This window comes from Kocuria sp. PD6, assembly GCF_031844145.1.
Taxonomy (GTDB): domain Bacteria; phylum Actinomycetota; class Actinomycetes; order Actinomycetales; family Micrococcaceae; genus Kocuria; species Kocuria marina.
The window spans coordinates 318,545-340,513 of record NZ_JAUZUS010000001.1; the positions used below are offsets into that span (position 1 = coordinate 318,545).

General features: G+C 68.9%; 17 protein-coding genes, 1 tRNA gene and 1 pseudogene. 10 read left to right on the forward strand and 9 right to left on the reverse strand.

The window, feature by feature from the left end; translation table 11 throughout:
- Positions 1–35 precede the first annotated feature (35 nt).
- Positions 36–1,310: an Nramp family divalent metal transporter gene (locus Q9R22_RS01495; RefSeq protein ID WP_131333354.1), complete on the reverse strand. Its 1,275-nt coding sequence runs from the start codon at positions 1,308–1,310 to the stop codon at positions 36–38.
- A 186-nt stretch (positions 1,311–1,496) separates the two neighbouring features.
- Here Q9R22_RS01495 and Q9R22_RS01500 point away from each other — a divergent pair, with 186 nt between their 5' ends.
- The 3 genes from Q9R22_RS01500 to Q9R22_RS01510 all read left to right on the forward strand — a co-directional run bounded on the left by Q9R22_RS01500 (position 1,497) and on the right by Q9R22_RS01510 (position 5,839).
- A complete protein-coding gene (locus Q9R22_RS01500; protein WP_131333355.1) occupies positions 1,497–3,242 on the forward strand; it encodes an ABC transporter ATP-binding protein in 1,746 nt (581 codons plus the stop codon).
- Positions 3,239–5,158, forward strand: a complete 1,920-nt coding sequence (locus Q9R22_RS01505) for an ABC transporter ATP-binding protein (protein WP_131333356.1) — start codon at positions 3,239–3,241, stop codon at positions 5,156–5,158. The genes Q9R22_RS01500 and Q9R22_RS01505 overlap by 4 nt, the downstream gene beginning before the upstream one ends.
- 78 nt (positions 5,159–5,236) lie before the next feature.
- Complete coding sequence (locus Q9R22_RS01510; protein WP_231885636.1) at positions 5,237–5,839, forward strand: TIGR03085 family metal-binding protein; 603 nt, start codon at positions 5,237–5,239, stop codon at positions 5,837–5,839.
- Positions 5,840–5,944: 105 nt separating this feature from the next.
- On the opposite strand, the gene Q9R22_RS01515 is transcribed toward Q9R22_RS01510, so the two are convergent.
- The gene (locus Q9R22_RS01515) at positions 5,945–6,430 is read right to left on the reverse strand and encodes a ferritin (protein ID WP_165489810.1); all 486 of its coding nucleotides are present in this window, start codon (positions 6,428–6,430) and stop codon (positions 5,945–5,947) included.
- A gap of 173 nt (positions 6,431–6,603) precedes the next feature.
- Between Q9R22_RS01515 and Q9R22_RS01520 the strand changes: the two genes are divergently transcribed.
- Positions 6,604–6,677 (forward strand) — tRNA-Thr (locus Q9R22_RS01520).
- Between the two features lie 99 nt (positions 6,678–6,776).
- Here Q9R22_RS01520 and Q9R22_RS01525 read toward each other — a convergent pair.
- Positions 6,777–7,652, reverse strand: a complete 876-nt coding sequence (locus Q9R22_RS01525; protein WP_131333358.1) for a thioredoxin domain-containing protein — start codon at positions 7,650–7,652, stop codon at positions 6,777–6,779.
- A 247-nt stretch (positions 7,653–7,899) separates the two neighbouring features.
- On the opposite strand from Q9R22_RS01525, the gene Q9R22_RS01530 reads away from it, so the two are divergent.
- The 3 genes from Q9R22_RS01530 to Q9R22_RS01540 are packed head-to-tail and all read left to right on the forward strand — an operon-like array spanning position 7,900 to position 11,516.
- Positions 7,900–9,444 carry a trehalose-6-phosphate synthase gene (locus Q9R22_RS01530; RefSeq protein WP_131333359.1) on the forward strand — a complete coding sequence of 515 codons (1,545 nt, stop codon included), beginning with the start codon at positions 7,900–7,902 and terminating at the stop codon, positions 9,442–9,444.
- Positions 9,437–10,234: a trehalose-phosphatase gene (gene otsB, locus Q9R22_RS01535; RefSeq protein WP_239318879.1), complete on the forward strand. Its 798-nt coding sequence runs from the start codon at positions 9,437–9,439 to the stop codon at positions 10,232–10,234. The genes Q9R22_RS01530 and otsB overlap by 8 nt, the downstream gene beginning before the upstream one ends.
- Position 10,235: 1 nt before the next feature.
- The gene (locus Q9R22_RS01540) at positions 10,236–11,516 is read left to right on the forward strand and encodes a DUF4032 domain-containing protein (RefSeq protein ID WP_131333360.1); all 1,281 of its coding nucleotides are present in this window, start codon (positions 10,236–10,238) and stop codon (positions 11,514–11,516) included.
- On the opposite strand, the gene Q9R22_RS01545 is transcribed toward Q9R22_RS01540, so the two are convergent.
- From Q9R22_RS01545 to Q9R22_RS01560, 4 genes are read right to left on the reverse strand one after another with little or no spacing between them, the layout of a single operon-like run.
- Complete coding sequence (locus Q9R22_RS01545) at positions 11,513–12,133, reverse strand: TetR/AcrR family transcriptional regulator (RefSeq protein WP_131333361.1); 621 nt, start codon at positions 12,131–12,133, stop codon at positions 11,513–11,515. The two genes, Q9R22_RS01540 and Q9R22_RS01545, sit on opposite strands and share 4 nt — an antisense overlap.
- 2 nt (positions 12,134–12,135) lie before the next feature.
- Complete coding sequence (locus Q9R22_RS01550; RefSeq protein ID WP_064846613.1) at positions 12,136–12,951, reverse strand: hypothetical protein; 816 nt, start codon at positions 12,949–12,951, stop codon at positions 12,136–12,138.
- Between the two features lie 3 nt (positions 12,952–12,954).
- Entirely contained in the window at positions 12,955–15,213 is a 2,259-nt protein-coding gene (locus tag Q9R22_RS01555) for an HAD-IB family hydrolase (RefSeq protein WP_131333362.1), read from the reverse strand.
- Positions 15,210–16,193: a hypothetical protein gene (locus tag Q9R22_RS01560; protein WP_131333363.1), complete on the reverse strand. Its 984-nt coding sequence runs from the start codon at positions 16,191–16,193 to the stop codon at positions 15,210–15,212. The genes Q9R22_RS01555 and Q9R22_RS01560 overlap by 4 nt, the downstream gene beginning before the upstream one ends.
- 97 nt (positions 16,194–16,290) lie before the next feature.
- Here Q9R22_RS01560 and Q9R22_RS01565 point away from each other — a divergent pair, with 97 nt between their 5' ends.
- Genes Q9R22_RS01565 through Q9R22_RS01575 form a run of 3 tightly spaced genes read left to right on the forward strand, consistent with a single transcriptional unit; the run spans position 16,291 to position 19,646 of the window.
- Positions 16,291–17,073, forward strand: coding sequence for an SDR family oxidoreductase (locus tag Q9R22_RS01565; RefSeq protein WP_131333364.1), 783 nt, complete (start codon positions 16,291–16,293; stop codon positions 17,071–17,073).
- Positions 17,074–17,077: 4 nt separating this feature from the next.
- Positions 17,078–17,941, forward strand: a complete 864-nt coding sequence (locus tag Q9R22_RS01570; protein WP_239318871.1) for a 1-acyl-sn-glycerol-3-phosphate acyltransferase — start codon at positions 17,078–17,080, stop codon at positions 17,939–17,941.
- A 28-nt stretch (positions 17,942–17,969) separates the two neighbouring features.
- Positions 17,970–19,646, forward strand: coding sequence for an FAD-binding oxidoreductase (locus tag Q9R22_RS01575; protein WP_131333365.1), 1,677 nt, complete (start codon positions 17,970–17,972; stop codon positions 19,644–19,646).
- A 59-nt stretch (positions 19,647–19,705) separates the two neighbouring features.
- On the opposite strand, the gene Q9R22_RS01580 is transcribed toward Q9R22_RS01575, so the two are convergent.
- A complete protein-coding gene (locus tag Q9R22_RS01580; protein ID WP_276401446.1) occupies positions 19,706–20,659 on the reverse strand; it encodes an AMP-binding enzyme in 954 nt (317 codons plus the stop codon).
- 82 nt (positions 20,660–20,741) lie between these two features.
- Positions 20,742–21,806, reverse strand: a pseudogene (locus Q9R22_RS01585) (AMP-binding protein); the annotation flags it as partial.
- Between the last annotated feature and the right edge of the window lie 163 nt (positions 21,807–21,969).

Here is a 21,969-nt window from a genome sequence, read left to right on the forward strand (position 1 = left end):
TGAGCTTATGTCTGTTTATGTGGTTTTGCTAGCCCCTAACCCACATTTCCCACGCCCAAGACGAGCAGGACCACGTTCAGCACCACCACGATCGCAGCGCTCACCCACCCGATGGCCGCGAGCACCGGGCCATTGCGGAAGCGGCCCATGAGGGAGGCCCTGCCCGTGGCGCCCACCAAGGGGATGAGCGCGAACGCGATCCCGAAGCTCAGCACCACTTGACTCCCGACCAAGGCTGCAGTGGGTTCCGCGCCGAGCGCCAGGATCACGACGGCGGGGATCACCGTGATCAGCCGCCGCGCGAGCAGCGGGATGCGCCACCGCAACAGACCCGCCGTGACCACGTCCCCCGCGTACGCACCCACCGCGGTGGAGGCGAGCCCGGAGGCCAGCAACCCCAGGGAGAAGACGACCCCCACGGCGGGCCCGAGCGCGTCGGAGATCGCGTGCTGCGCACCCTCGATCGTGTCCGTGCCCTCCACGCCGTAGAGGTTCCTGGCCGCGAGCAGGAGCATCCCTATGTTCACCGCACCGGCCACCACGAGTGCCAGCACCACGTCCACGCGGGTCGCGCGCAGGAGTTGGGAGACGCGCTCTGGGGCGTGGCCCATGCCGTGACGGTCCCGACTCAGTGCGGAGTGGATGTAGATCGCGTGGGGCATCACGGTGGCACCCAGCATCCCCGCCGCGATCACCAGGGACTCGAAGCCCTCCAGCCGCGGTACCAGACCGTCGAGCACACCCCGCGGATCGGGCGGGCCCACCACGAGTCCCCCGAGAAACCCCACCGTGATGATCCCGAGCATCCCCAGGATCACGGTCTCGAACACGCGCTGACCGCGGTGGTTCTGGAGCGCGAGCACGAGCATGGACAGCGCGGCCACGATCACCCCGCCCAGGGGCAACGGGATGCCGAACAGCAACCACAATGCGAGCGCCCCGCCGATCACCTCGGCGACGTCCGTGGCGATCGCCATGAGCTGGGCCTGGGCCCAGTAGAGCACCCGGGTACCGGGCGGCAGCGAACCGCCTAGCACCTGCGGCAGGGACAGCCCCGTCACGATCCCGAGCTTGGCGGAGAGGTACTGGATGACCATGGCCATGAGGTTGGCGAGCACGAGCACCCATACGAGCAGGTAGCCATGCCCCGCACCCGCGCTCACGTTCGCGGCCACGTTGCCGGGGTCCACGTAAGCGATCGCGGCCACGAACGCCGGCCCGAGTGCGGCGATGGTCCCGTGCGACGACGCCCGCGCCGTCGTACCCCCTGCACCGGTCGCGTCCTGCGGCGCTGGATTGCCCGACGTCATGGTGGCCTCCTGCTCAGGTCCACCGTCCCGCGCACCGCGTGGAACGGCAAGTTTCGGCGCACCGAAACTTTAGCGCGTGACACCCGGATCACCCGGGGTGCCCCGGTCCGTTCAGCGTGTCCCGGCCCGCGCGTATATTGGGCGCGTATTCGGCTCCCTCCGTGCTCGACGTCAGGATCGACCGTCATGCTGCTGAGTTTGTTACGCACTTTCACGCGCCCCTACGTCCCGTGGATCGTGGGCGTTCTCGTGTTCCAACTGGCGGCCACGATCGCTACGCTCTACCTCCCGAGCCTCAATGCCCGGATCATCGACAACGGCGTGGCCCGCGGGGACACCGACTACATCTGGCGCGCCGGCGCCGTGATGCTCGCCGTGGCGTTCGCCCAGGTGATCGCTGCCGTCGTGGCCGTGTGGTGCGGTGCCCGCACGGCGATCGGTGTGGGCCGGGACCTGCGCCGGGACGTCTACCGCCGGGTCGGGCAGTTCAGCACGCGCGAGGTCGGGAAGTTCGGGGCGCCGTCGCTGATCACGCGCACCACCAACGACGTCCAGCAGATCCAGATGCTCACCCTCATGGGCCTGAACTTCATGGTCATGGCGCCCATCATGTGCGTGGGCGGGATCGTCATGGCCCTGCGGGAGGACCCGGGGCTGTCGTGGCTCGTGTGGGTGTCCATCCCTGTAATGGGGGTGCTGCTGGGCCTCGTGGTCTCCCGGTTGATGCCGTGGTTCCGGATCATGCAGGAACGCATCGACGGGATCAACGGGGTGCTGCGCGAACAGATCACCGGGATCCGGGTGATCCGCGCCTTCGTCAAGGAGCCGTTCGAGACCGCGCGTTTTCGCAGCGCGAACCAGGACCTCACGGACATCTCCCTGCGCATCGGGGCGCTGTTCGTGCTGATGTTCCCCGTGATCAACATGGTCATGCACCTGGCCACCGCGGCCGTGCTGTGGTTCGGCGGCCACCGCGTGGACCAGGGCCAGATCCAGGTCGGGGCGCTGACCGCCTTCCTGCAGTACATGCTGCAGATCCTCATGGCCGTGATGCTGGCCACGTTCATGTTCATGATGGTCCCGCGCGCGGTCGTGTGCGCCGAGCGGATCGGGGAGGTGCTCGACACCCGCCCCACCATGCACCCGCCGCAGCGACCGGCCGAAGCACCGCGGCCGGTGGGCCACGTTCGGTTCGAGGACGTCACGTTCCAGTACCCCGGCGCGGAGGACCCCGTGCTGTCCGGGATCGACTTCGCGGCGGGACCGGGACGCACCGTGGCCGTGGTCGGGGCCACGGGTTCCGGGAAGAGCACACTTATTAGCCTGATCCCCCGCTTGCTCGATCCCGTGACCGGCCGTGTGCTGCTGGACGGGGTGGATCTGCGCGACTACGCCCCGGACGACCTCGCGGGCCGGGTGGGCCTGGTCCCGCAGCGGCCGTTCCTGTTCTCCGGGACCGTGGCGTCCAACCTGCGCTTCGGCCGCGCGGACGCCACCGACGACGAGTTGTGGGAGGCCCTGCGCGTGGCCCAGGCGGACGACTTCGTCCGCGAGATGCCCGAGGGTCTGGACGCCCCCGTGTCCCAGGGTGGGACCAACGTGTCCGGGGGTCAGCGCCAGCGGCTCAGCATCGCCCGCGCCCTCGTGGCCCGCCCCCGGGTCTACGTCTTCGACGACTCGTTCTCGGCACTCGACGTCGCCACGGACGCCCGGTTGCGCGCCGCCCTGCGCCCCGTGACCCGGCACGCCACCGTCATCACGGTGGCCCAGCGCGTCTCCACCATCACGGACGCGGACCTCATCCTGGTCCTCGAGCACGGCCGGATCATCGCGCGCGGCACCCACGAGGAGCTCGTGGCCGCGAGCGACACCTACAGGGAGATCGTCACGTCACAGCTCTCGGCCGAACAGACCACGGGAGGCGAACGGTGAGCGAGACACAGGAACCGGCTCGGAAGCCGCAGCGCTTCTGGGCCTCGGCCGGGCGGCTCGTGAAGCTCATGGCCCCGCACAAGGCGGCGCTCGCCGTCGTCGTCGGGGCCGTCGTGCTGTCCGTGGTGCTCACGGTGTGGGCCCCGCGCGTGCTGGGACGCGCCATGGACGTGATCTTCGCCGGCGTCGTCGGCAGATCCCTGCCAGCGGGCGCGAGCCAGCAACAGGTCGAGGCCGGGCTGCGTGCGCAGGGCCAGGACACGCTCGCGGACATGATGTCCGCCATGACGCTCGTCCCGGGACAGGGCGTGGACTTCACCCGACTAGGCACCCTCATCCTCGTGGTGCTCGGCATGTACACCGTGGCCTCGGTGCTCATGTGGTTGCAGGGCTACGTGCTTAACCGCGTGGTCATGCGGGTCGTGTACGACCTGCGCGAGGAGATCGAGCGCAAGGTCAACGCCCTGCCCCTGAGCTACTTCGACGCGCGCCAGCGCGGGGACGTGATGTCCCGCGTGACCAACGACGTGGACAACATCCAGACGGCGCTGCAACAGACCTTCGCGCAGCTCGTGCAGAACGTGCTGACCGTGCTCGGCATCATGGTCATGATGTTCATCGTCTCGTGGCAGTTGGCGCTCGTCGCGCTCGTGGCTTTGCCGTTGTCCGCCGTGGCGGCGGGGATCATCGGCACCCGCTCCCAGCGGTTGTTCAAACAGCAGTGGCACGCCACGGGTCAGCTCAACGGGCACATCGAGGAATCCTTCTCGGGTCACGAGCTCGTGCACGCGTACGGCCGACAGCGTCAGATGCAGCAGCAGTTCGACGAGCGCAACGAGGAACTGTACCGGGCGGCGTTCGGGGCGCAGTTCATGTCCGGGACGATCATGCCGGTCATGCAGTTCATCTCGTACCTGTCCTACGTAGGCATCGCCGTGCTGGGCGGGCTGCGCGTGGCCACGGGCCAGCTGACCCTGGGGGACGCCACCGCGTTCATCCAGTACTCCCGGGAATTCACCCAGCCGCTGTCCCAGGTCGCGGGCATGGCCACCCAGTTGCAGTCCGGCATCGCCTCCGCGGAACGCACCTTCGAACTGCTCGACGCCCCCGAACAGGAACCGGAGACGCCCACCGCCCACCTGCCGGGCACGCTGCGCGGTGAGGTGCGCTTCGACCACGTGAACTTCTCCTACGACAAGGCCGCCCTGGCCCGGGGTGCCGAGCCCCTGATCGAGGACATGTGCCTGCACGTGGCTCCGGGGCGCACCGTGGCGATCGTCGGACCCACGGGCGCCGGGAAGACCACGCTCGTGAACCTCATCCTGCGCTTCTACGAGATCGACGCGGGCCGGATCAGCTTGGACGGGATCGACATCCGGGACCTCTCCCGCCACGAACTGCGTTCACAGGTGGGCATGGTGCTCCAGGACGCGTGGTTGTTCAGCGGCACCATCCGGGAGAACATCCGCTACGGCCGTCAGGACGCCACGGACGAGGAGGTACTGGCCGCTGCGCGCGCCACGTACGTGGACCGTTTCGCGCGCGCCCTGCCGGACGGGTACGACACCGTGATCTCCGAGGACGGCTCCTCGGTCTCGGCCGGTGAGAAGCAGCTGATCACGATCGCCCGGGCGTTCCTGGCGCAACCGTCCCTGCTCATCCTGGACGAGGCGACCTCCGCGGTGGACACCCGCACGGAGCTGCTCGTGCAGAAGGCCATGGCCGCGCTGCGGGAGCGCCGCACGTCCTTCGTGATCGCCCACCGGCTCTCCACCATCCGGGACGCGGACACGATCATCGTCATGGAGTCGGGGCGGATCGTGGAGCAGGGTTCCCACGACGAGCTGATCGAGGCGGACGGGGCCTACGCCAACCTCTACAGGGCGCAGTTCAACGCGGCGGACCCCGCCTCGTGAGCGCGCACGGCGGTGGCAATCACCGCGGCGCCCGTCTACCGTGGACGTGACGGTCCACCCCACAGAATGGATGTTCACGTGACCAACTTCGCCAATGTCGAACGTCGTCATCTTGCCGCGCTGCTGCGCCGTGTGGGGCCGGACGCCCCCACCCTGTGCGAAGGCTGGGACGCCCGGGACCTCGCGATCCACCTGGTCATCCGTGATTCCCGTCCGGACGCGGTCGCCGGGATGCTCTCCCCCAAGCTGCCCGTGCTCGGGCGCCACGCCAAGTCGGTGGACGCCGACTACCGGGAGATGCCGTGGGAGAAGCTCGTGGACCTCGTGGAGCGCCCCCCGCTCTTCTCCCCGGGTCGCTGGTCCCCGATCGACAAGCGGATGAACACCGGGGAGTTCTTCATCCACCACGAGGACGTCCGCCGCGCGCAGCCTCAATGGCACGCCCGGCAGTTGCTCAACGACGAGCAGAAAGACCTGTGGAACGTGCTCAAGCTCATGGGCCCGGCACTGCTGCGCAAGAAGTCCGAGTCCGTGGTGCTACTCGCGGGCGGTTTCGGTGCGGTGCGCGGCGGCAAGAAGTCCGCCCGGCGCGTGGAACTCGTGCGCGGTGAACCGTCCGAGCTGCTCTTGTGGGCCTTTGGCCGCGAGGAGCAGGCGGACGTGGAGAGCACCCAGGAGTAGTACCCGCCATGCAGGAAGAACCGGCCCCGCTCAAGCGGGGCCGGTTCTTCCGTGTTCTTCCGTGTTCGGGCGTTTTCCGGGTCGCCCGGACCGGGCAAGGTGCGCTCAGTCGGCCCGGACTGGCCGGGAACCCAGTTCGGAGTCCAGGCGCAACAGGCCGGGCCCGTCGTTGTGGACCAGGCGCACCTGGTCGCAGATCTCCTCCACGGTGGCCTCCTCCTCAATCTGCTCGCTGATGAACCAGTGCAGCAGGGGCATGGCATCGATGTCGCCTTCTTCCTGCGCCAGCCGGTACAGGTTGCGGATCGATTCGGATACCTTGCGCTCGTGCGCGAGCGCGGCCTCGAAGCACCCCAGGACGGATTTGTCGGCGATGTTCGGACCGGCCATATCCCCGATCTGCGGACCACCGCCGCGGTCCACGATGTGGTCGATGAACTTCTCGGCGTGCGTGATCTCCTCGGCCGCCTGGGCGCGGAACCACTGCGAGAAACCGGGCAGACTCGCCACGTCCATCTCAATGGACAACTGGCGGTAGACCACGGTCGCCTGCAGCTCCATGGTGATCTGGTCGTTGAACGCTTCTGCCATTCTTCCCTTGATGTCCATGACCCCATCGAAGCAGTTTTTCTCCGGCATGGGTAGGTAGCACGCCACCGCATGACGGGTCCCGCCGCCCCGACCGGTTCCCGCGCGCCGGGTGCCCGCCCTTGGCGCGTCGTCCAGTACCATGGAGCGGTCCCGTGATCGCACTGGGCAGCAGTGCCTCCTTAGCTCAGATGGCCAGAGCATCTGTCTTGTAAACAGAGGGTCGCCGGTTCGAATCCGGCAGGGGGCTCCGAACCCGGGCACGGCGCCGTCGTCCCCGCGTGACAGACGATGAGAGCCCCGGTCGGGATGACCGGGGCTCTCATCGCGTCGGGGGGCATCGCCCGCGTCACTTCTTCTCGTCGACCGCCTTCTTCAGTGCGTCCTGGAAGTTGCCTCCCTCGTAGCGCTTGCCGTCGATGAAGATGGTGGGCGTCCCGGCCACACCGTTGTTGATGGACTCGCGGGACATCACGTTGACCATGGGGCGGTAGGTGTTCTCACCGAGCTGGCCCGCCGTCACGTTCGCGCCGTGCTTGTTGGCGATGTCCGCGATCTGCTGGTTGCTCAGGCCGCCGGTGCCCTGGTGGCTGAACAGCTCCTGGGCGAACTCCATGTACTGGTCGCTGTCGACCTGCTCGGCGACCACGTAGGCCGCGTTGGCGGCGCGGGACGAGTACTGATCGCGGGTGGCCCGGTCCAGGAAGTTGAGGTTGCGGTACTCCACCTGCACGTCACCGGCGTCCACGGCCCGCTTGATCGCGTCCGCGTTCTGCTTCTCGAAGTCGGCGCAGTGCACGCACTCGAAGTCCTGGAAGATCACGACCTGCACGGGCTTGCCGTTGCTCGCGGCCTGGTCCTGGTCCACGACCCCCGGGGGCGTCTTGGAGGTGTCCGCGGTGGCAGCGGGCTCGGGCTCCTGGGAGAGGTCCCGTTCCTGGACGTCCGAGCTGTTCTGCACGATCCCGTCCTTCGTGACCGTGATGCCTCCGTACTGGTTGGCGCTCGCGGGCACGGGGCCGGCGTCGGGGATCCTGGCCCTGTTGTTCTGCCACACGACCACCCCGATGATCAGCGCGATGATCACGAGCAGCGCGATGACGGCGGCGATCAGCCCCACGGGTTTACCGTTGGAGCGGCGGGACTGCCGGTCTGCGATCTGGCGTGCCCGCTCCCGGGCCTGGTCCGAGGACGAGGAACCGGCGGTGTTGTTCTTGGAAGCCATGGGGGCCCGGGTTTCCTTCCGATGTGCTACACGGGTGTCGGTCTTGGTCCCCAGATTACCCGGGCCCGGCGGGGCCCCGATTCAGCCCGTTCCCAGCTGCCGGGGACGATGCCGCTCGGGCCCCGTCGCGGCCGCCCCGCACCGGCGCGACGTCGTGCTCCCGTCCCGGCGGCGACTTCTCCCCCGGTGCCGGTGGTACGCACACTTAGGATGGGGGTGAACAGCCGCCCCGGGGAAGGAAGCGATCGTGTCCGCAGACCAGTCTCTTGAGAAGGTGCCCGTCCCGCAGGACGGCTACGACTTCGTGGTGGTGTCCAACCGTCTTCCCGTGGACCGGGACGTGGACGAGGACGGCAACAGCACGTGGCGCCGCTCCCCCGGCGGGTTGGTGAGCGCCCTGGCACCCGTGATGGCCCAGCGCGGCGGCGCGTGGGTGGGGTGGCACGGCGCCCCGGACGAGACGCTGGAGCCGTTCGACCACGACGTCTTCCATCTCGTGCCGGTGAGCCTGTCCGAGCTCGAGGTCAAGCGCTACTACGAGGGCTTCTCGAACGCCACGCTGTGGCCGCTGTACCACGATGTCATCGCGCCGCCCGAGTTCCACCGCACGTGGTGGTACGCCTACCGTCGCGTCAACGAGCGCTTCGCGCGCCGGGCCGCGGAGACGGCCTCCCAGGGTGCGACCGTGTGGGTCCAGGACTACCAGTTGCAGTTGGTGCCGCGCATGCTGCGTCGGTTGCGCCCGGACGTGACCATTGGGTTCTTCAACCACATCCCGTTCCCGCCCACCGAGATCTACTCCCAGTTGCCGTGGCGCAAGGCCGTGCTGGAGGGTCTCACGGGTGCGGACCTGATCGGCTTCCAGCGCCCCGGGGACGCCCAGAACTTCCAGCGCTGCGTGCGCAAGTACCTGGGGGTGCAGTTCACCAAGGGCAGCGCCCGGTTCTCCGAGGACACGGCGGACGGCGAGAGCACCGAGTGGGCCGTCAACGCGGGCTCGTACCCCATCTCGATCGACGTGGAATCCATCAAGGAACTCGCGTCGGACCCGCAGGTCCAGGCCCGGGCGCGGGAGATCCGCGAGGAGCTGGGCAACCCGGACACCGTGTTCCTGGGAGTGGACCGCCTGGACTACACCAAGGGCATCCGGCATCGCATCAAGGCCTACGGCGAGCTGCTCGAGGACGGGGAGATCTCCGTGGAGAACTCGGTACTCGTCCAGGTCGCGAGCCCGTCGCGCGAGCGCGTGGACTCCTACCGGCAACTGCGCGAACTCGTGGAGGGCATGGTGGGGCGGATCAACGGCCAGTTCGACACCATTTCCCACACCGCCGTCCGCTACCTGCACCACGGCTACCCGTTCGAGGAGATGGTGGCCCTGTATCTCGCCGCGGACGTCATGCTCGTCACGGCCCTGCGGGACGGGATGAACCTCGTGGCCAAGGAGTACGTCGCGGCCCGGCAGGACCGCTCGGGTCGACTCGTGCTCTCGGAGTTCACCGGCGCCGCCGAGCAGCTCAAGCAAGCGGTGCTTGTCAACCCGCACGACATCGACGGGCTCAAGTCCGCCATGCTGCACGCGCGGGACATGTCCGACGCCGAGGCCCGCAAGCGCATGTCCTCGATGCGCCGGCAGGTGCTCACGCACGACGTCGTCGACTGGTCCCACCGTTTCCTCGACGACCTCGCCGCGCACGCCCCGGAGCTCGAGCAGGGCGCCGCGCCCGGGCGGGATTCCGCGCACGACGACGGCGCCGCGGCCGACACGACGCCCGGAGCGGATCGTGACTGACTCGCTCGCGGACGCCCTCGCCACCGCGGCCACGGCCGACACCATGTTGCTGGCCCTGGACTTCGACGGCACCCTGGCACCGTTCACCGAGGACCCCGCGGATTCCCGGCCGCTGCCCGCCGCGCGGGACGCGCTCGACGCGCTCGCCGGACTGCCCCGCACCACGGTCGCGATCATCTCGGGGCGGCCCCTCGAGTTCCTGCGCTCCGTAGTGGACCCGCGGCGCCGCATGGTGCTCTCCGGTTCGCACGGCGCGGAGCTGGACCTCGGCGCCGCGCCCGGCTTCGGTGCGGGCACCGAGATCGAACTGACCGAGGACCAGTTGGCGTTGCTGGACCGGGCGATCGATGCGACGTACGGGTTCGTGCAGCGCTATCCGGGCTCGCGGGCGGAACTCAAACCCGCGGGTGTGGCCTTCCACACGCGTCCCATGGAGGACCCGGACACCGCCCGGCGAGCACTGGACGAGATGACCGAGGCCTATGCCGCGATGCCCGGCCTGCGATTGACCCCGGGTCAGCAGGTCATCGAGTGCTCGGTGCTCAGCGCGACCAAGGGGGACGGTCTCACGGCCATCCGCGGGGCCGTGCACCCGCAGGTCACGGTCTTCGCCGGTGACGACGACACCGACGAGGACGCCATGGCGATCCTGGGACCCCACGACGTGGGGATCAAGGTGGGCACCAAGGACTCCGCGGCCCCGTGGCGCGTGGCGGATCCGGACGAACTGACCCGGCTGCTCACGGAATTCGCCCGACAGCGGGCCCGTGCGGTGACTAGCATGAACTGACATGACCGCCTCCCCGTCCCCCGAGCCCGCGGCGCCGAGCCCCCCGCCCGCTCACCGCGGTGTCTCCATCAGCACGGCCTTCCCGGAGCCGGGCTTGCTGGAACTCCCGTGGGACACACCCCTCGAGGACTGGCCCGAGCAGGTGCTCGCGGCGTACCCGCGCGGGATCTCGCGCCACGTGGTGCGCTTCGCGCGGGTCGGGGAGAAGGTCGTGGCGGTCAAGGAGACCACTCAGTACTATGCCCGGCGCGAGTACGGGCTGCTGCGCAAGCTCCAACGCATGACCACGCCCTCCGTGGTCCCGGACTCGGTGGTCACGGACCGCTACTCCCCCGACGGCGAGTTGCTGCCCGCCGCGCTCGTCACGGAACACCTGAGTTTCTCGTTGCCCTACCGCACGATCTTCGAGCAGGTCCCCTCACCGGGGACCATCGACCGGTTGGTGGACGCCCTCGCGTCCCTGATCGTGCAACTGCACCTGTCCGGTTTCTACTGGGGGGACGTGTCCCTGTCCAACACGCTGTTCCGACGCGACGCCGGGGAGTTCGCCGCCTACCTCGTGGACGCCGAGACCGGCGAACTGCACCCGCAGCTCACGCGGGGTCAGCGCGAGTACGACATCGAGCTCGCCAGGACCAACGTGGCCGGTGAGGTCATGGATCTGCTGGCCGGGGAGCACATGCAGCAGCGCCTGGCCCAGGCCGGGGTGGATCCGGCCTCGGTGGACCCGTTCGCGGTCTCGGAACGGCTCGTGGACACCTACACCGGGCTGTGGGACGAGCTAACAGCGACCGAGATCTTCCCCGTGGGTGACCGGTGGCGGGTCCAGGCGCGCGTGCAACGGCTCAACGACCTGGGCTTCGACGTGGAGGAGGCCTCCATGGACGCGGACGAGTCTGGTCAGGTTTACCTGCGCCCGCGGGTCGTGGAACCGGGCCACCACGCGCGCAGGTTGTTGCACCTCACGGGGTTGAACACCCAGGAGAACCAGGCCCGGCGCATCCTCACGGACATCGACCAGTTCGGGCACGCGCTCTACCCCGGTCTGCCCGAGGACCTCACCGCCCAGTTGTGGATGCGCGAGATCTTCGTGCCCATCATGGAGGCCGTTCCCGCCGGGTTGCGGCGCAAACGGGAACCGGCGCAGATGATCCACGAGGTGCTCGAGCACCGCTGGTTCATGTCGGAGAAGGCCGGCAAGGACGTCCCCACGCAGGACGCCGTCCAGGACTACGTGCAGTCCTACCTGACCGAACGCCCGGACGAGAAGGACGTGTTCTAGTCCGCCGCGGGTCGCGTGGTAATCAGGTCCGTGACGGCGCGGTGCACCCGCGCGGTCCAGTTCTCGTCCAGCGAGCCGTAGCGCGCCACGTGCGCGTACGCCGCCCCCAGGATGAAATCCACGACCATGTCCAGGTCCACGGTGTCCCGGATCAGTCCCCGGTCCTTGTCCCGTTGCAACAGTTTGCGCAGCGCATCCAAGCGTGGGCGCACCACGGTGGCCCGCAGCACCTGCGCAGTGGCCGAATGTGGTTCCTGCAGCAGGGTGATGGCCACGCCGAGTCCCATGTCCCGCAGGAGGATGTCCACGGCCGCGGTGAGCGCCTGCTCCCACGTGGCGTCCGGCGCCAGCGGTGCGGTCGCGGTGACCGTGTGCTCGAGCGCGGCCTCCAACAGTTGCGTGCTGTTGGCGTAGCGGCGGTAGATCGAGGTCTTGGCCACGCCGGTGCGGGCGGACACCGCCTCGATCGTGACCCGCCGGGGCCCGCCCTCCCGGAGCAGGCGCAACGCCCCCGCCACGATCTTGCGATCGGTGCGGGCTGTGCGGGGGTCCACGGAAGCGGCGTCGGCGCGTTCGGGCGCGGACGCGGATCGCGGGCCAGCGGGGTGCGCGTTCATGATCAGGCGGGGACGGTGTCCCGGACGGGCGCCTCGCGGGCCGGCGCCGTGGCCCTGCGGAAGATCTGCAGTCCCGCCATGCCGGGCAGTCTGGCGATGTTCGCGTCCAACCGGTCGATCTCGTGGGCCCCGCCCCCGCCACCGAAGAGGTGGCGCATCACGTGGCCCACCTCGCGGTCGTCCATGACCCCGGAGCCCACGGGGGCCCAGAACTTGCGCAGGGCGAAGCGCGTGAGGCGCTGGGCCTTGCGGGACGCTTCCAGGCGGCGTCGAGCCTGGGTCGCATAGAAGGCCACGTGGCGGGACTCCTGGTGGGCGATCCGCTGCAGCAGCACCGCGAGCACCGGGTGCTTCTCGAGGGACGCCATGCGCCGGTAGGCCGCCACGGCGGACCACTCGTTGGCCGCGCCCCACGCCATGTGCGTGGCGATGAAGTCCACGCCCACCATGTTGGACAGCAGCGACTGCTTGAGGGGCTTGAGCGACTCGGACCAGCCGAGCTTCATGCGCTTGGCCTTGATCTCGTCGTAGTCCACCACGATCCCGTGCATCCCGAGCACCTCCGCGAGTGCCTCACCGTGCCAGTACTCCTCGCGGTTCCACATGGTCATGAAGGTGGAGACGTCCTGGTCCTGGTGGGACGGCGTGACGAGCATGTCCCGCATGTAGCACACGGTGTGGTATTCGACGTCGCACATGTAGCGCAGGCAGCGCAGCGAGTCCTCGGACAGCGGGTTGGTCAGGAACTCGTCCATGTCCAGGTCCGACCACTTGACCCGCGCCGAGGTCTCCGCGAACTTGTCGATGTTGAAAGCCATGAATCAGACCTTCCTCCAGTCCTCCACGGGCCAATGCGCCTTCTTGGCACGCCGGTACAGGGGCAGGTCGGGGTTCACCGCGTACGGGTGGCCCACGAGGGACAACCAGCTCACGTCCGCCACGGAGTCCCCGTACCCGTACGAGCGGCTCAGGTCCAGGCCGTGGTCCTGCGCGTAGCGCTTGAGCCACTGCGCCCGGGCCTCATCCACGAGCGGCGGGGCCGCCAGGTACCCGGTCAGCACGCCGTCCACCTGGTCCATCCGCCCGGCCACGACGTCGTCGAACAGTTCAGCGACGGGGCTCACGAGCAGGTCCAGGGACCCGGTCACGAGCACCGTGCGGTGCCCCGCACGCCGGTGTTCCTCGATCCGTTCGAGTGCTCCCGGGCGGATGCTGTTCTCCACGACCCGGCCGAGCGACCCGTTCATCAGTTCCTCGACCCGCGCCACGGGCACGCCCGCGTAGCGGCGCAGGAACGCCCGGATGAACTCGCCCCGATCGCGCCGTTCCGCCTTGATGTAGGTGGGGGCGTTGCCGAACAGTTCGGTGAGTTCCGCGGGCCACTGCAGCGGGCTCAGCTCCCGGCGGCGCAGTTGCGCGTACTGGGTGATGATGTTGCCCGAGGCCACGGTGCCCTCGAGGTCGAACACGGCCACGACGTCCGTGCCCTCGTTCAGTCCCCGACTGCGCACTGCCCGCTTGCGCGACGCCGCCTTGGCCCGGGTGTACGCACTGGTCATCTCGGTCAGTGCGGGCAGGTGCACTCTCTGCCAGTAGTCCCGCCAGTCGATGGCCCGCACGTCGAAGTGCTGGTCCTCGGGCGTGCCCTGCGGCAGGGAGCGGTCCAGTTGCCGCGTGTGGGTGTCGTCGAAGATCATCTCCGTGCGCGTGTAGTTCTGGTACAGGTCCACGTAGGTGCGCAGCGAGCCCAGCCCGGTCTGCATCCGGTGCAGGGAATTGGTCCACTCGCGTGTGCGCGCCGTGGCCGGCAGCACCGAGCTCAATCGGCTCCCCGCGGCGGCCAGTTTCTCCTTGACCGCGAGCCCGCGTTCCATCGAGTTGTTCGCGGGGAACTTCCACTCGGGCACCGCGATGGGATTGCCATGGGAGTCCTCGAGCGGGCGCTCGCGGAAGTACGAGCGCACGCTCTCGTACATCTGGTGGAACGGCAGGGGGTTCGAGGCCCCCGAGCACACCTGGTAGTACCGCGCTGCCGGATCCTGGGCGTCCCGCAGCGTGGGTGCCCCATTGGCTTCCCGGTGCCCCTCACTCACGAGGGCCACGATCGCGTTGACCACGAAGTCCACAGGGATCACGTCCAGCACCGAGTCCGGCAGGCCCGGGAACTCGGGCAGCGCGCCCTTCGCGTACGCCATGATGAGCGGGTCCGCGACCTTGTAGCCGTCGATCCACCCCGGGAAGGGGTGACGCAGGGCGGACTCGATGATGGACGGGCGCACGATCGACAACCGGTGCCCGGCCCCGGCCCACTTCTGCTCCGCCACGCGCTCGCCCAGGGCCTTGGTGAACGTGTAGATGTCCGTCCACCCCAGGGACTGCGCGCGCGTGCGGCCGTGGTCCACGAGCCGGGAGCGCACCCACTCCAGGCGTGCTTCCTCGGCGGCGCGGGCCACGGACTTGGGCCCCTCCTTGCCGCGCGTGCTCGTGGCGCGCCGGATGAAGGACTCGAGACGCTCGGGTGAGCGGGACTCCACCTGGGCGGTGTCCGCGGCGCGGACGGCGGCGTCGTACTCCACCTGCCAGTCCACGTCGTGATCCACCGAGGCCTCCGGGCGCAACCCCTTGGCGATCCCGCCCACGTAGCACGTGGACACGTGGATCACGTGAGGGTCCTGACCCGTGCTGCGCAGCGCGTCGTAGAGCCCCACGGCGCCACCCACGTTCGTGCGGAACGCCTCGTCGATGGGCGGGTCGAACGAGACCGTGGACGCGGAGTGCACCACCACGTCGAAGGGTTCCGCGATCTCCCGCAGCCCCGTGAGGTCGCCCTCGAGCACGCTCGTGCGGGCGTCGAAGATCTCCTGAGCGCGTTCCGGGCCCACGGCGTCCCGCCAGGTCTTGAAGGACGGCTTGCGCAACAGCTGCTTCAGGCGCGCCTCACCGGACTGCGTGCCCTTGGGTCGGACCACCGCCGTCACGTGGATGTCGTCCGAGCCGGAGAGCAGGCGCTCGAGGACGGCCTGGCCCAGGAAGCCCGTGGCCCCCGTGAGCAGGACGCGAGTCGTGGTGGTCTGGGTCAACGGGATCCTCCGGTGCTTGGGAACGGGTGCGCCGTGGGCGCGGTGGCCACCCGCGCCGACCGCGACGCGGGTGGAAGGGTCTGGTGGGGAGCGTATCGACTCAGTCGCCACTCGCGTTCCACGGCCCGGCGCAGGGGTTCGCTGCCCGCGGTGCCCGGCGTGGCCTGCAAGGGCTCGTCCGCGAGCGCGAACAGCTCGCGTCGCTGCGCGACCGTGGGCGCCAGGTCCCGCAGGAACCGGCGCGCGTGGGCGTGGGACAGGCCCACGGGCCGCAGCGGGTGGAATGCGAAGGTCAGGTAGGCGCGGGCGAAGCGCTGGGCGCGCGGGTCGGTACGGACCCGCGCGGTGGTCTCCTCGGCGAAGAAGCGTTCGTGGGTGGCCTTCACCTCGGCCACGCGTCGCAGCAGCGAGGACAGTTCCGGGTGCCCGGCGCGGCGTACGAGCATCCGCAGGACCGCGCGGGTGCTCGCTTCCTGGGACCAGCCGCGCGCGGTCTGTCCCGCGACCACGGCCTCCCCGGAGAAGTTGGTCCACACGGAGTCCACCATGGGCGAGAGGTTGTCCAGGGCGGTCTCGACCCGCTCGACCCACGAGCGCTCGGGCGGCTGGGGAGCCCCGGCGTGCGGTCCGTGGGCGTCCAGGACGGCTTGATAGGCGTCCGCGATCCAGTGCCGCTCGTACGCCCACGTGGTCAGGAACGCGGCGACCCGCGACTCCTTGTTGGTGTAGCTGACCACCACGGAACGCACCTGGCCCATGGTGGAGCGTTCCATGTCCCGCAGGTAGCGCAGGTCCTCGAGCACGGCCGGGTCCAGGGGTGCGCGGTCGAAGGCGGCGAGGTCCAGCTGGGGTCGGAGGCTGCCCTGCGCGCGGTACGTGAAGTCCTTGACGTCGAAGCCCGAGCGCAGCACGATCGGCTGTTCCACGGGCCCGTAGAGTCTGCCCTGGCGATGCCGGGCGAGGTAGGACTGCTGGCTCACGGGACGCTCCTTCGATACTCCGTCATGGCTCGCCGAGGGGCGCTCACGCGGGGCCGGGGGACGCTGCGCTACGCCTACCGTAGTGTATCTTAGTGGCATGCTTACCGCTCTCGTGACCGGTGGGACGTCAGGCATCGGTGCCGCGTTCGCACGTTCCCTCGCCCGCAGAGGCTTCAACCTGGTCCTGGTGGCCAGGGACACGCAACGGCTCGAGAGCACCGCCCGGGAGCTCGGCGCCGCACACGGGATCCACGTGGAGACACTGACCGCCGATCTGGCCGAGACCGAGGACCTGCTGCACGTGGCCGAGCGGCTCGAGGACCCCGATCGTCCCGTGGACATGCTCGTGAACAACGCGGGCTTCTCGGTCAAGGTGCCCTACACCGCCCAGGACTTCTCCCAGCACGAGGCCGGTTTCCAGGTCATGTGCGCGGCCGTCGCGCGACTCTCGGGGGCCGCGGCCCGTGCCATGACCGCCCGCCACTCGGGGTGGATCGTCAACGTCACCTCCACCTCGGGCTGCGTGACCATGGGCGACTACTCCGCGATCAAGGCCTACGCGACCGCCATGACCGAGTCGCTCGCCGTGGAGCTGCACGGCACGGGGGTCCACGTGACCGCCCTGCTGCCCGGGTGGGTCCGCACCGAGTTCCACAGCCGCGCGGGCATCACCGGCTCCTCGATCCCCGACTTTATGTGGCTCGACGCGGACCGGATCGTGGAGGAGGCCCTCGCGGACGTGGCCCGCGGCAAGGTGATCTCGGTGCCCACGCTGCGCTACAAGGTCATGGTCACCGCGCTGCGCCACCTCCCGCGCCCCACCGTCCGGTGGGTCTCCCGTCAGATCTCGAGCGTCCGACGCCGCGAGCTCCAGGCCTGATTCCATGGCACCCCAGGATTCCTCCCCGCAGCACGACGGCACTCCCGCCCGGCGTCCGCGCGCCGCGTCCCGCCAGCGCCCCGGCTCCACGCCTCGGTCGACCCCGGAGCCCCACCCTCGCGTGTTGGACTCCCTCGAGGGCCACACCGGTCGGCAGGAACCCGATCCGCCCGCTCCCCCGGCGGAGTCGGCGGATCTCACGGCGACCCACTACACCCAGCCCGTGCGCCGGATACTGCGCCGGATCACCCAGACCGTCTTCTTCCGGGGGATCGTCAACCGCACGATCACCCGCACCAACGTGGTGGATCCCGCGGCCTACGGGGTCAAGGGTACGTGCGTGGTCGTCGCGAACCACTCGAGCCACCTGGACGCCCCGCTCGTGATGAGCGGCGTGCCGCACTACATCTCCCGCGATCTCGCGACCGGGGTGGCCGCGGACTACTTCTTCACCGCGTGGCACAAGAAACTGTTCACGCAGCTGATCTTCAACGCGTTCCCCGTGGATCGTCGCGGTGAGGGCGCGAACAAGGGCCTGTCCAAGAAGCTGCTGGCCGCGGGTGTCCCGCTGCTGATCTTCCCGGAGGGGACCCGCTCGAAGACCGGGAAGATGGCCCCGTTCAAGGTGGGAGCGGCGTCATTGGCGCTGGCGGTGCAGGTGCCGGTCGTGCCCGTGGCCCTGATCGGGGCGCACGAGGCCATGCCGCGCGGTACGAGCTGGCCCCGCCGGGGCCGCCCGCCGGTGGTCGTTGCCGTGGGTGCACCCCTGCGAGCGCGGGGCAACGAGAACGCCTACAGCTTCAACGAGCGCATCGAGGCCGCGGTGCGTGCGCTGTACGCTGCGAACCGGCACAGAATCCAGGACTAGTCGGACCCAGGAAAGAGGTTGTCCCTCAGTGGCACACGTAAAGCATCAGAAGTGGTGGGGCTGGGGCGAGGAAGGCGTGTTCTTCGACTACCAGAACAAGCCGGCCTTCGCGCCGTTCGTCAAGAACGCGATCGGGGTGTCCCTGCGGCCGCGCGAACGGGACACCGTGGACTTCCCCACGGCGCGGGTCCCGGCGTCCACCGCGTCCGAGGACGTGCTGACCGTCCTGCGCGGGATCAGCGGCGCGGAGCACGTGTCCGTGGACGACGAACTGCGCATCGTGCACTGGGCCGGCAAGTCCGTGCTGGAACTGATGCAGACACTGCGCAATGATTTCGCGCGCGTCCCGGACGCGGTGGTCTACCCCGGCTCCGAGGACGAGGTCACCGCGATCCTCACCGCCGCCGTGGAGCACGACCTCGTGGTGATCCCCTTCGGGGGTGGCTCGAGCATCTCGCGCAGCCTCCAGGCCGAGGCGGACGAGACCCGCTGCATCGTGTCCGTGGACATGGGCCGGTTGAACAAGGTGCTCGAGATCGACGAGACCTCCGGGCTCGCGACCATCCAGGCCGGCGTGCTGGGCCCGGACATGGAGGAACAGCTCAACGCCCGCGGGTGGACCCTGGGCCACTTCCCGGACTCGTTCGCCCACTCTACGCTCGGCGGCTGGGCAGCCACCCGCTCCTCCGGCATGCAGTCGGACAAGTACGGGGACATCGCGGACATCGTGCGCGGCCTGCGCATGGTCCGCCCGTCCGGCACGGTCGTGCTGCGCTCCCTGCCCTCGACCTCCACCGGGCCCAGCCTGCGCGAGATGATCATCGGCTCTGAGGGCCGGCTCGGGATCATCACCGAGCTCACCGTCCAGGTGCACCGGTTGCCCCAGGAGCACGAGGTCATCGCCTACATGTTCCCCACGTGGCAACAGGCCCTGACCGCGGTGCGCCAATATACCGAGGCGGAGATCCCCCTCACGTTCGCCCGCGTGTCGGACGCCCACGAGACCGCGTTCTCCTTGGCCACGCAGAAGGCCGCGACCTCCGTCAAGGGCAAGCTCGCCGCCAAGGGCCAGGACGCCCTGTGGGCCGTGATGCGCAAGCGCGGGTGGGACACGGACGCCATGTGCATTTCGTACGTGTGCTTCGAGGGCACCCCCAAGGACGTCGCCGAGCGCAAGAAGGCCGTCGCGAAGATCGCCAAGGCCCAGGGCGCCGTCGTCCTGGGGCCGGGGCCGGGCGCGCTCTACGACCAGAAGAAGTTCGACACCCCGCACCTGCGCGACTTCCTGCTCGAGCAGAACACGGTGGGGGACGTCTCCGAAACCGCCGCGCCGTGGTCGCGCCTGACCACGGTCCACAAGGCCGCGTACGACGCCGCTCAGCGCGCCTACGAGCGGATCGGCAAGACCGGCTGGATCATGTCCCACATGTCGCACTCGTACCACTCGGGGGCGTGCCTGTACTTCACGTTCGCCTACGTGTTCGACGACGAGAAACCGTACGAGGAGTACGAGATCGTCAAGTCCGCGATCCAGCAGTCCTTCGTGGACTCGGGTGCCACCCTGTCCCACCATCACGGCGTGGGCGTGGAGCACCAGCCGTGGATGGAGCAGGACGTCTCCCCCGAGGGTGTGGCCCTCATGAAGGGGCTGTTCCATGCGGCGGATCCGGGAACGAACTTCAACCCGGGCAAGATCGTGTCCTGATCCGACCCACCCATGCCGCAGGCCCCGCTCCCGGTTCACCGGGGACGGGGCCTGCGCCGTCAGGCCCCCGAGGTGTACTTTCGGGCCGCTTCGGCGTACCAGTCCAGGACCTCGGCGTCCTCCGCGGTCGCGCGGTTGACGCTGCTCGGGTCCGCGCCCTGGAAGAGCCTTTTGACGGGGATCTCCAGCAGCTTGCCCGTCCGGGTGCGGGGAACGGCCGGGGCCTCGATGATCTCGTCCGGGACGTACCGCGGGGAGATCTTCTCGCGGATGGCCCGCACGACGCGTTCCTCAAGCTCCTGCGTGAGCCGCGTGCCCGGTTGCGGGACCACGAACAGGGGCATGTAGTAGTCCCCGTCCGCGAGCTCCGCCCCGATCACCATGGACGCCGCCACGCCGTCCACCTGGTCCACCACATGGGTCAGATCGGCCGAGCCCATCCGGATCCCCCCGCGGTTGATCGTGGCGTCGGATCGCCCGTGCACCACGAACGGGCCCTCCGAGAGCTGGGTGACCCAGTCCCCTTGCCGCCACACGCCGGGGAACATGTCGAAGTAGGCCGCGTGATACCGGGAGCCGTCCGGATCGTCCCAGAAGAACACGGGCATGCTCGGCATGGGTCGGGTGATCACGAGTTCCCCCACCTGGTCGTACACCCGCCGTCCCTCGCGGTCCCACGACTGGGCGTCCACTCCCAGGTACGGGCCCATGAGCTCGCCCTTGTACACGGGTTGATATGGGTTCGTGCCGATGAACGCGCTCGTGACGTCCGTGCCGCCCGAATCGGATCCGAGACGCACCGTGTCGGACACGGATTCGTACACCCAGTCCCACGTTGCATCGGGCAGCGGTGAGCCGGTCACGAGGATCGATTTCAGCGCGGAGAGGTCCATGCTCACATTGGGGACCACGCCGGCGCGCTGCATCATGGCCAGTACGCCCGCTCCCGTCCCGAAGAACGTGGCCCCGTTTCGCGCCGCCAGCTCGAGGGACTTCTCCGGTCCCCCGTACACGGGTGAACCGTCGTAGGTGATGATGCGGGAGCAGGATGCCCACGAGCATGTCCCAGACCATCCACGTGGTGGCCACGGCGTAGTACGCGATGTCCTCCGGTCCGAGATTGGCGTGCAGCCCCAAGGCCTTCAGGAACTCCAGGACCACCCCGCCGTGGGAATGCACAATCCCCTTCGGTTTACCCGTGGTTCCCGAGGAATAGAGGATCCACAGGGGATGGTCGAAAGGGAGCTGCTCGTACCGCGGCGTCACGTCGCGCCCGCTGATCTCGGAAAAGCGCAGCGACCCCTCCGGCAGGGCGCCCACCTTGTCCCGCGGTTGTTGGTCAACCACGATCAGTTGCTCCACAGTGGGCAGGACCTCGAGCAAACCGGCGTAGCTTCCCGTCATATCCCGCAGCGACCCGCCGAACTCGTAGCCGTCCACCACGAACAGCACCCGCGGTTCGATCTGCGCGAAGCGGTCCGCGACCCCGGACGGCCCGAAGTCGGTGTTCACCACCGACCACACGGCACCCACAGACGCGGTGGCCAGCATGGCGATCGCAGTTTCCGGAAGGTTGGGAAGTACAGCGGCCACCCGGTCCCCCGGGACGATCCCGAGATCACGCAATTGTTGCGCCACGGAGGCCACTCGGGCTTTTAACTCACCCCAGGTCCAGGTGTCCGGTGCACGTGATTCGTGCTCCCCGATGATGGCGACGTCGTCCGGCCGGGTGCGGGCCGCCCGTAGCGAGTTCTCAGCGTAGTTGAGGCGTGCACCGGGGAACCACTGAGCGCCGGGCATCCCCGTATGCGCCTCCGAGCTCTCGGAGGTACTCAGTGCCTGTTCCCCCGGCCGGGAAGCCACGACGTCGAAGTAGTCCCAGAGGCCCTGCCAGAACTCGTTCATCTGCTCCACCGACCACGCGTGCAGTGAGGGATAGTCCGGGAGCTCGATCCCGTGCCGGCGTTCTGCCCACCGGGCGAAGTCGAACATCCGCGAGCCACGAATGGAGTCCTCCGAGGGGGTCCACAGTGGCGTTCTCAGGCCGTCATTCGATGAAGTGTTCATGGCCCCATCGTTGCATCCGCGGTGAGCGGCGTCACGCAAGGCGTCACCGGGATGCGATGTGGCGACAACGGGAATCATTCGTTGAATGCCCATTCCCGGAACGGAAGGAGTAAGGACTCAGAGAGGCTCCCCATGGGACACATGGAAAAAGCCCCCGGGCTGGGGGCGTGTGCTGGTGATCGTGCGTGCATCGGTGCTCGCGAGTGGGCTTCGTGTTCGTGGGTGGGCTTGGTGTTCGCGCCGGTGCTCTGGAATG

What these genes read in the sequence shown, in the direction of transcription:
- Q9R22_RS01540 (WP_131333360.1), top strand. Translation starts at nt 10,236, where the DNA reads ATGACCGCCTCCCCGTCCCCCGAGCCCGCGGCGCCGAGCCCCCCGCCC.
- Q9R22_RS01515 (WP_165489810.1), bottom strand. Translation starts at nt 6,430, where the DNA reads ATGGCAGAAGCGTTCAACGACCAGATCACCATGGAGCTGCAGGCGACC.
- Q9R22_RS01570 (WP_239318871.1), top strand. Translation starts at nt 17,078, where the DNA reads ATGGCACCCCAGGATTCCTCCCCGCAGCACGACGGCACTCCCGCCCGG.
- Q9R22_RS01565 (WP_131333364.1), top strand. Translation starts at nt 16,291, where the DNA reads ATGCTTACCGCTCTCGTGACCGGTGGGACGTCAGGCATCGGTGCCGCG.
- Q9R22_RS01495 (WP_131333354.1), bottom strand. Translation starts at nt 1,310, where the DNA reads ATGACGTCGGGCAATCCAGCGCCGCAGGACGCGACCGGTGCAGGGGGT.
- Q9R22_RS01550 (WP_064846613.1), bottom strand. Translation starts at nt 12,951, where the DNA reads ATGGCTTTCAACATCGACAAGTTCGCGGAGACCTCGGCGCGGGTCAAG.
- Q9R22_RS01500 (WP_131333355.1), top strand. Translation starts at nt 1,497, where the DNA reads ATGCTGCTGAGTTTGTTACGCACTTTCACGCGCCCCTACGTCCCGTGG.
- Q9R22_RS01545 (WP_131333361.1), bottom strand. Translation starts at nt 12,133, where the DNA reads ATGAACGCGCACCCCGCTGGCCCGCGATCCGCGTCCGCGCCCGAACGC.
- Q9R22_RS01525 (WP_131333358.1), bottom strand. Translation starts at nt 7,652, where the DNA reads ATGGCTTCCAAGAACAACACCGCCGGTTCCTCGTCCTCGGACCAGGCC.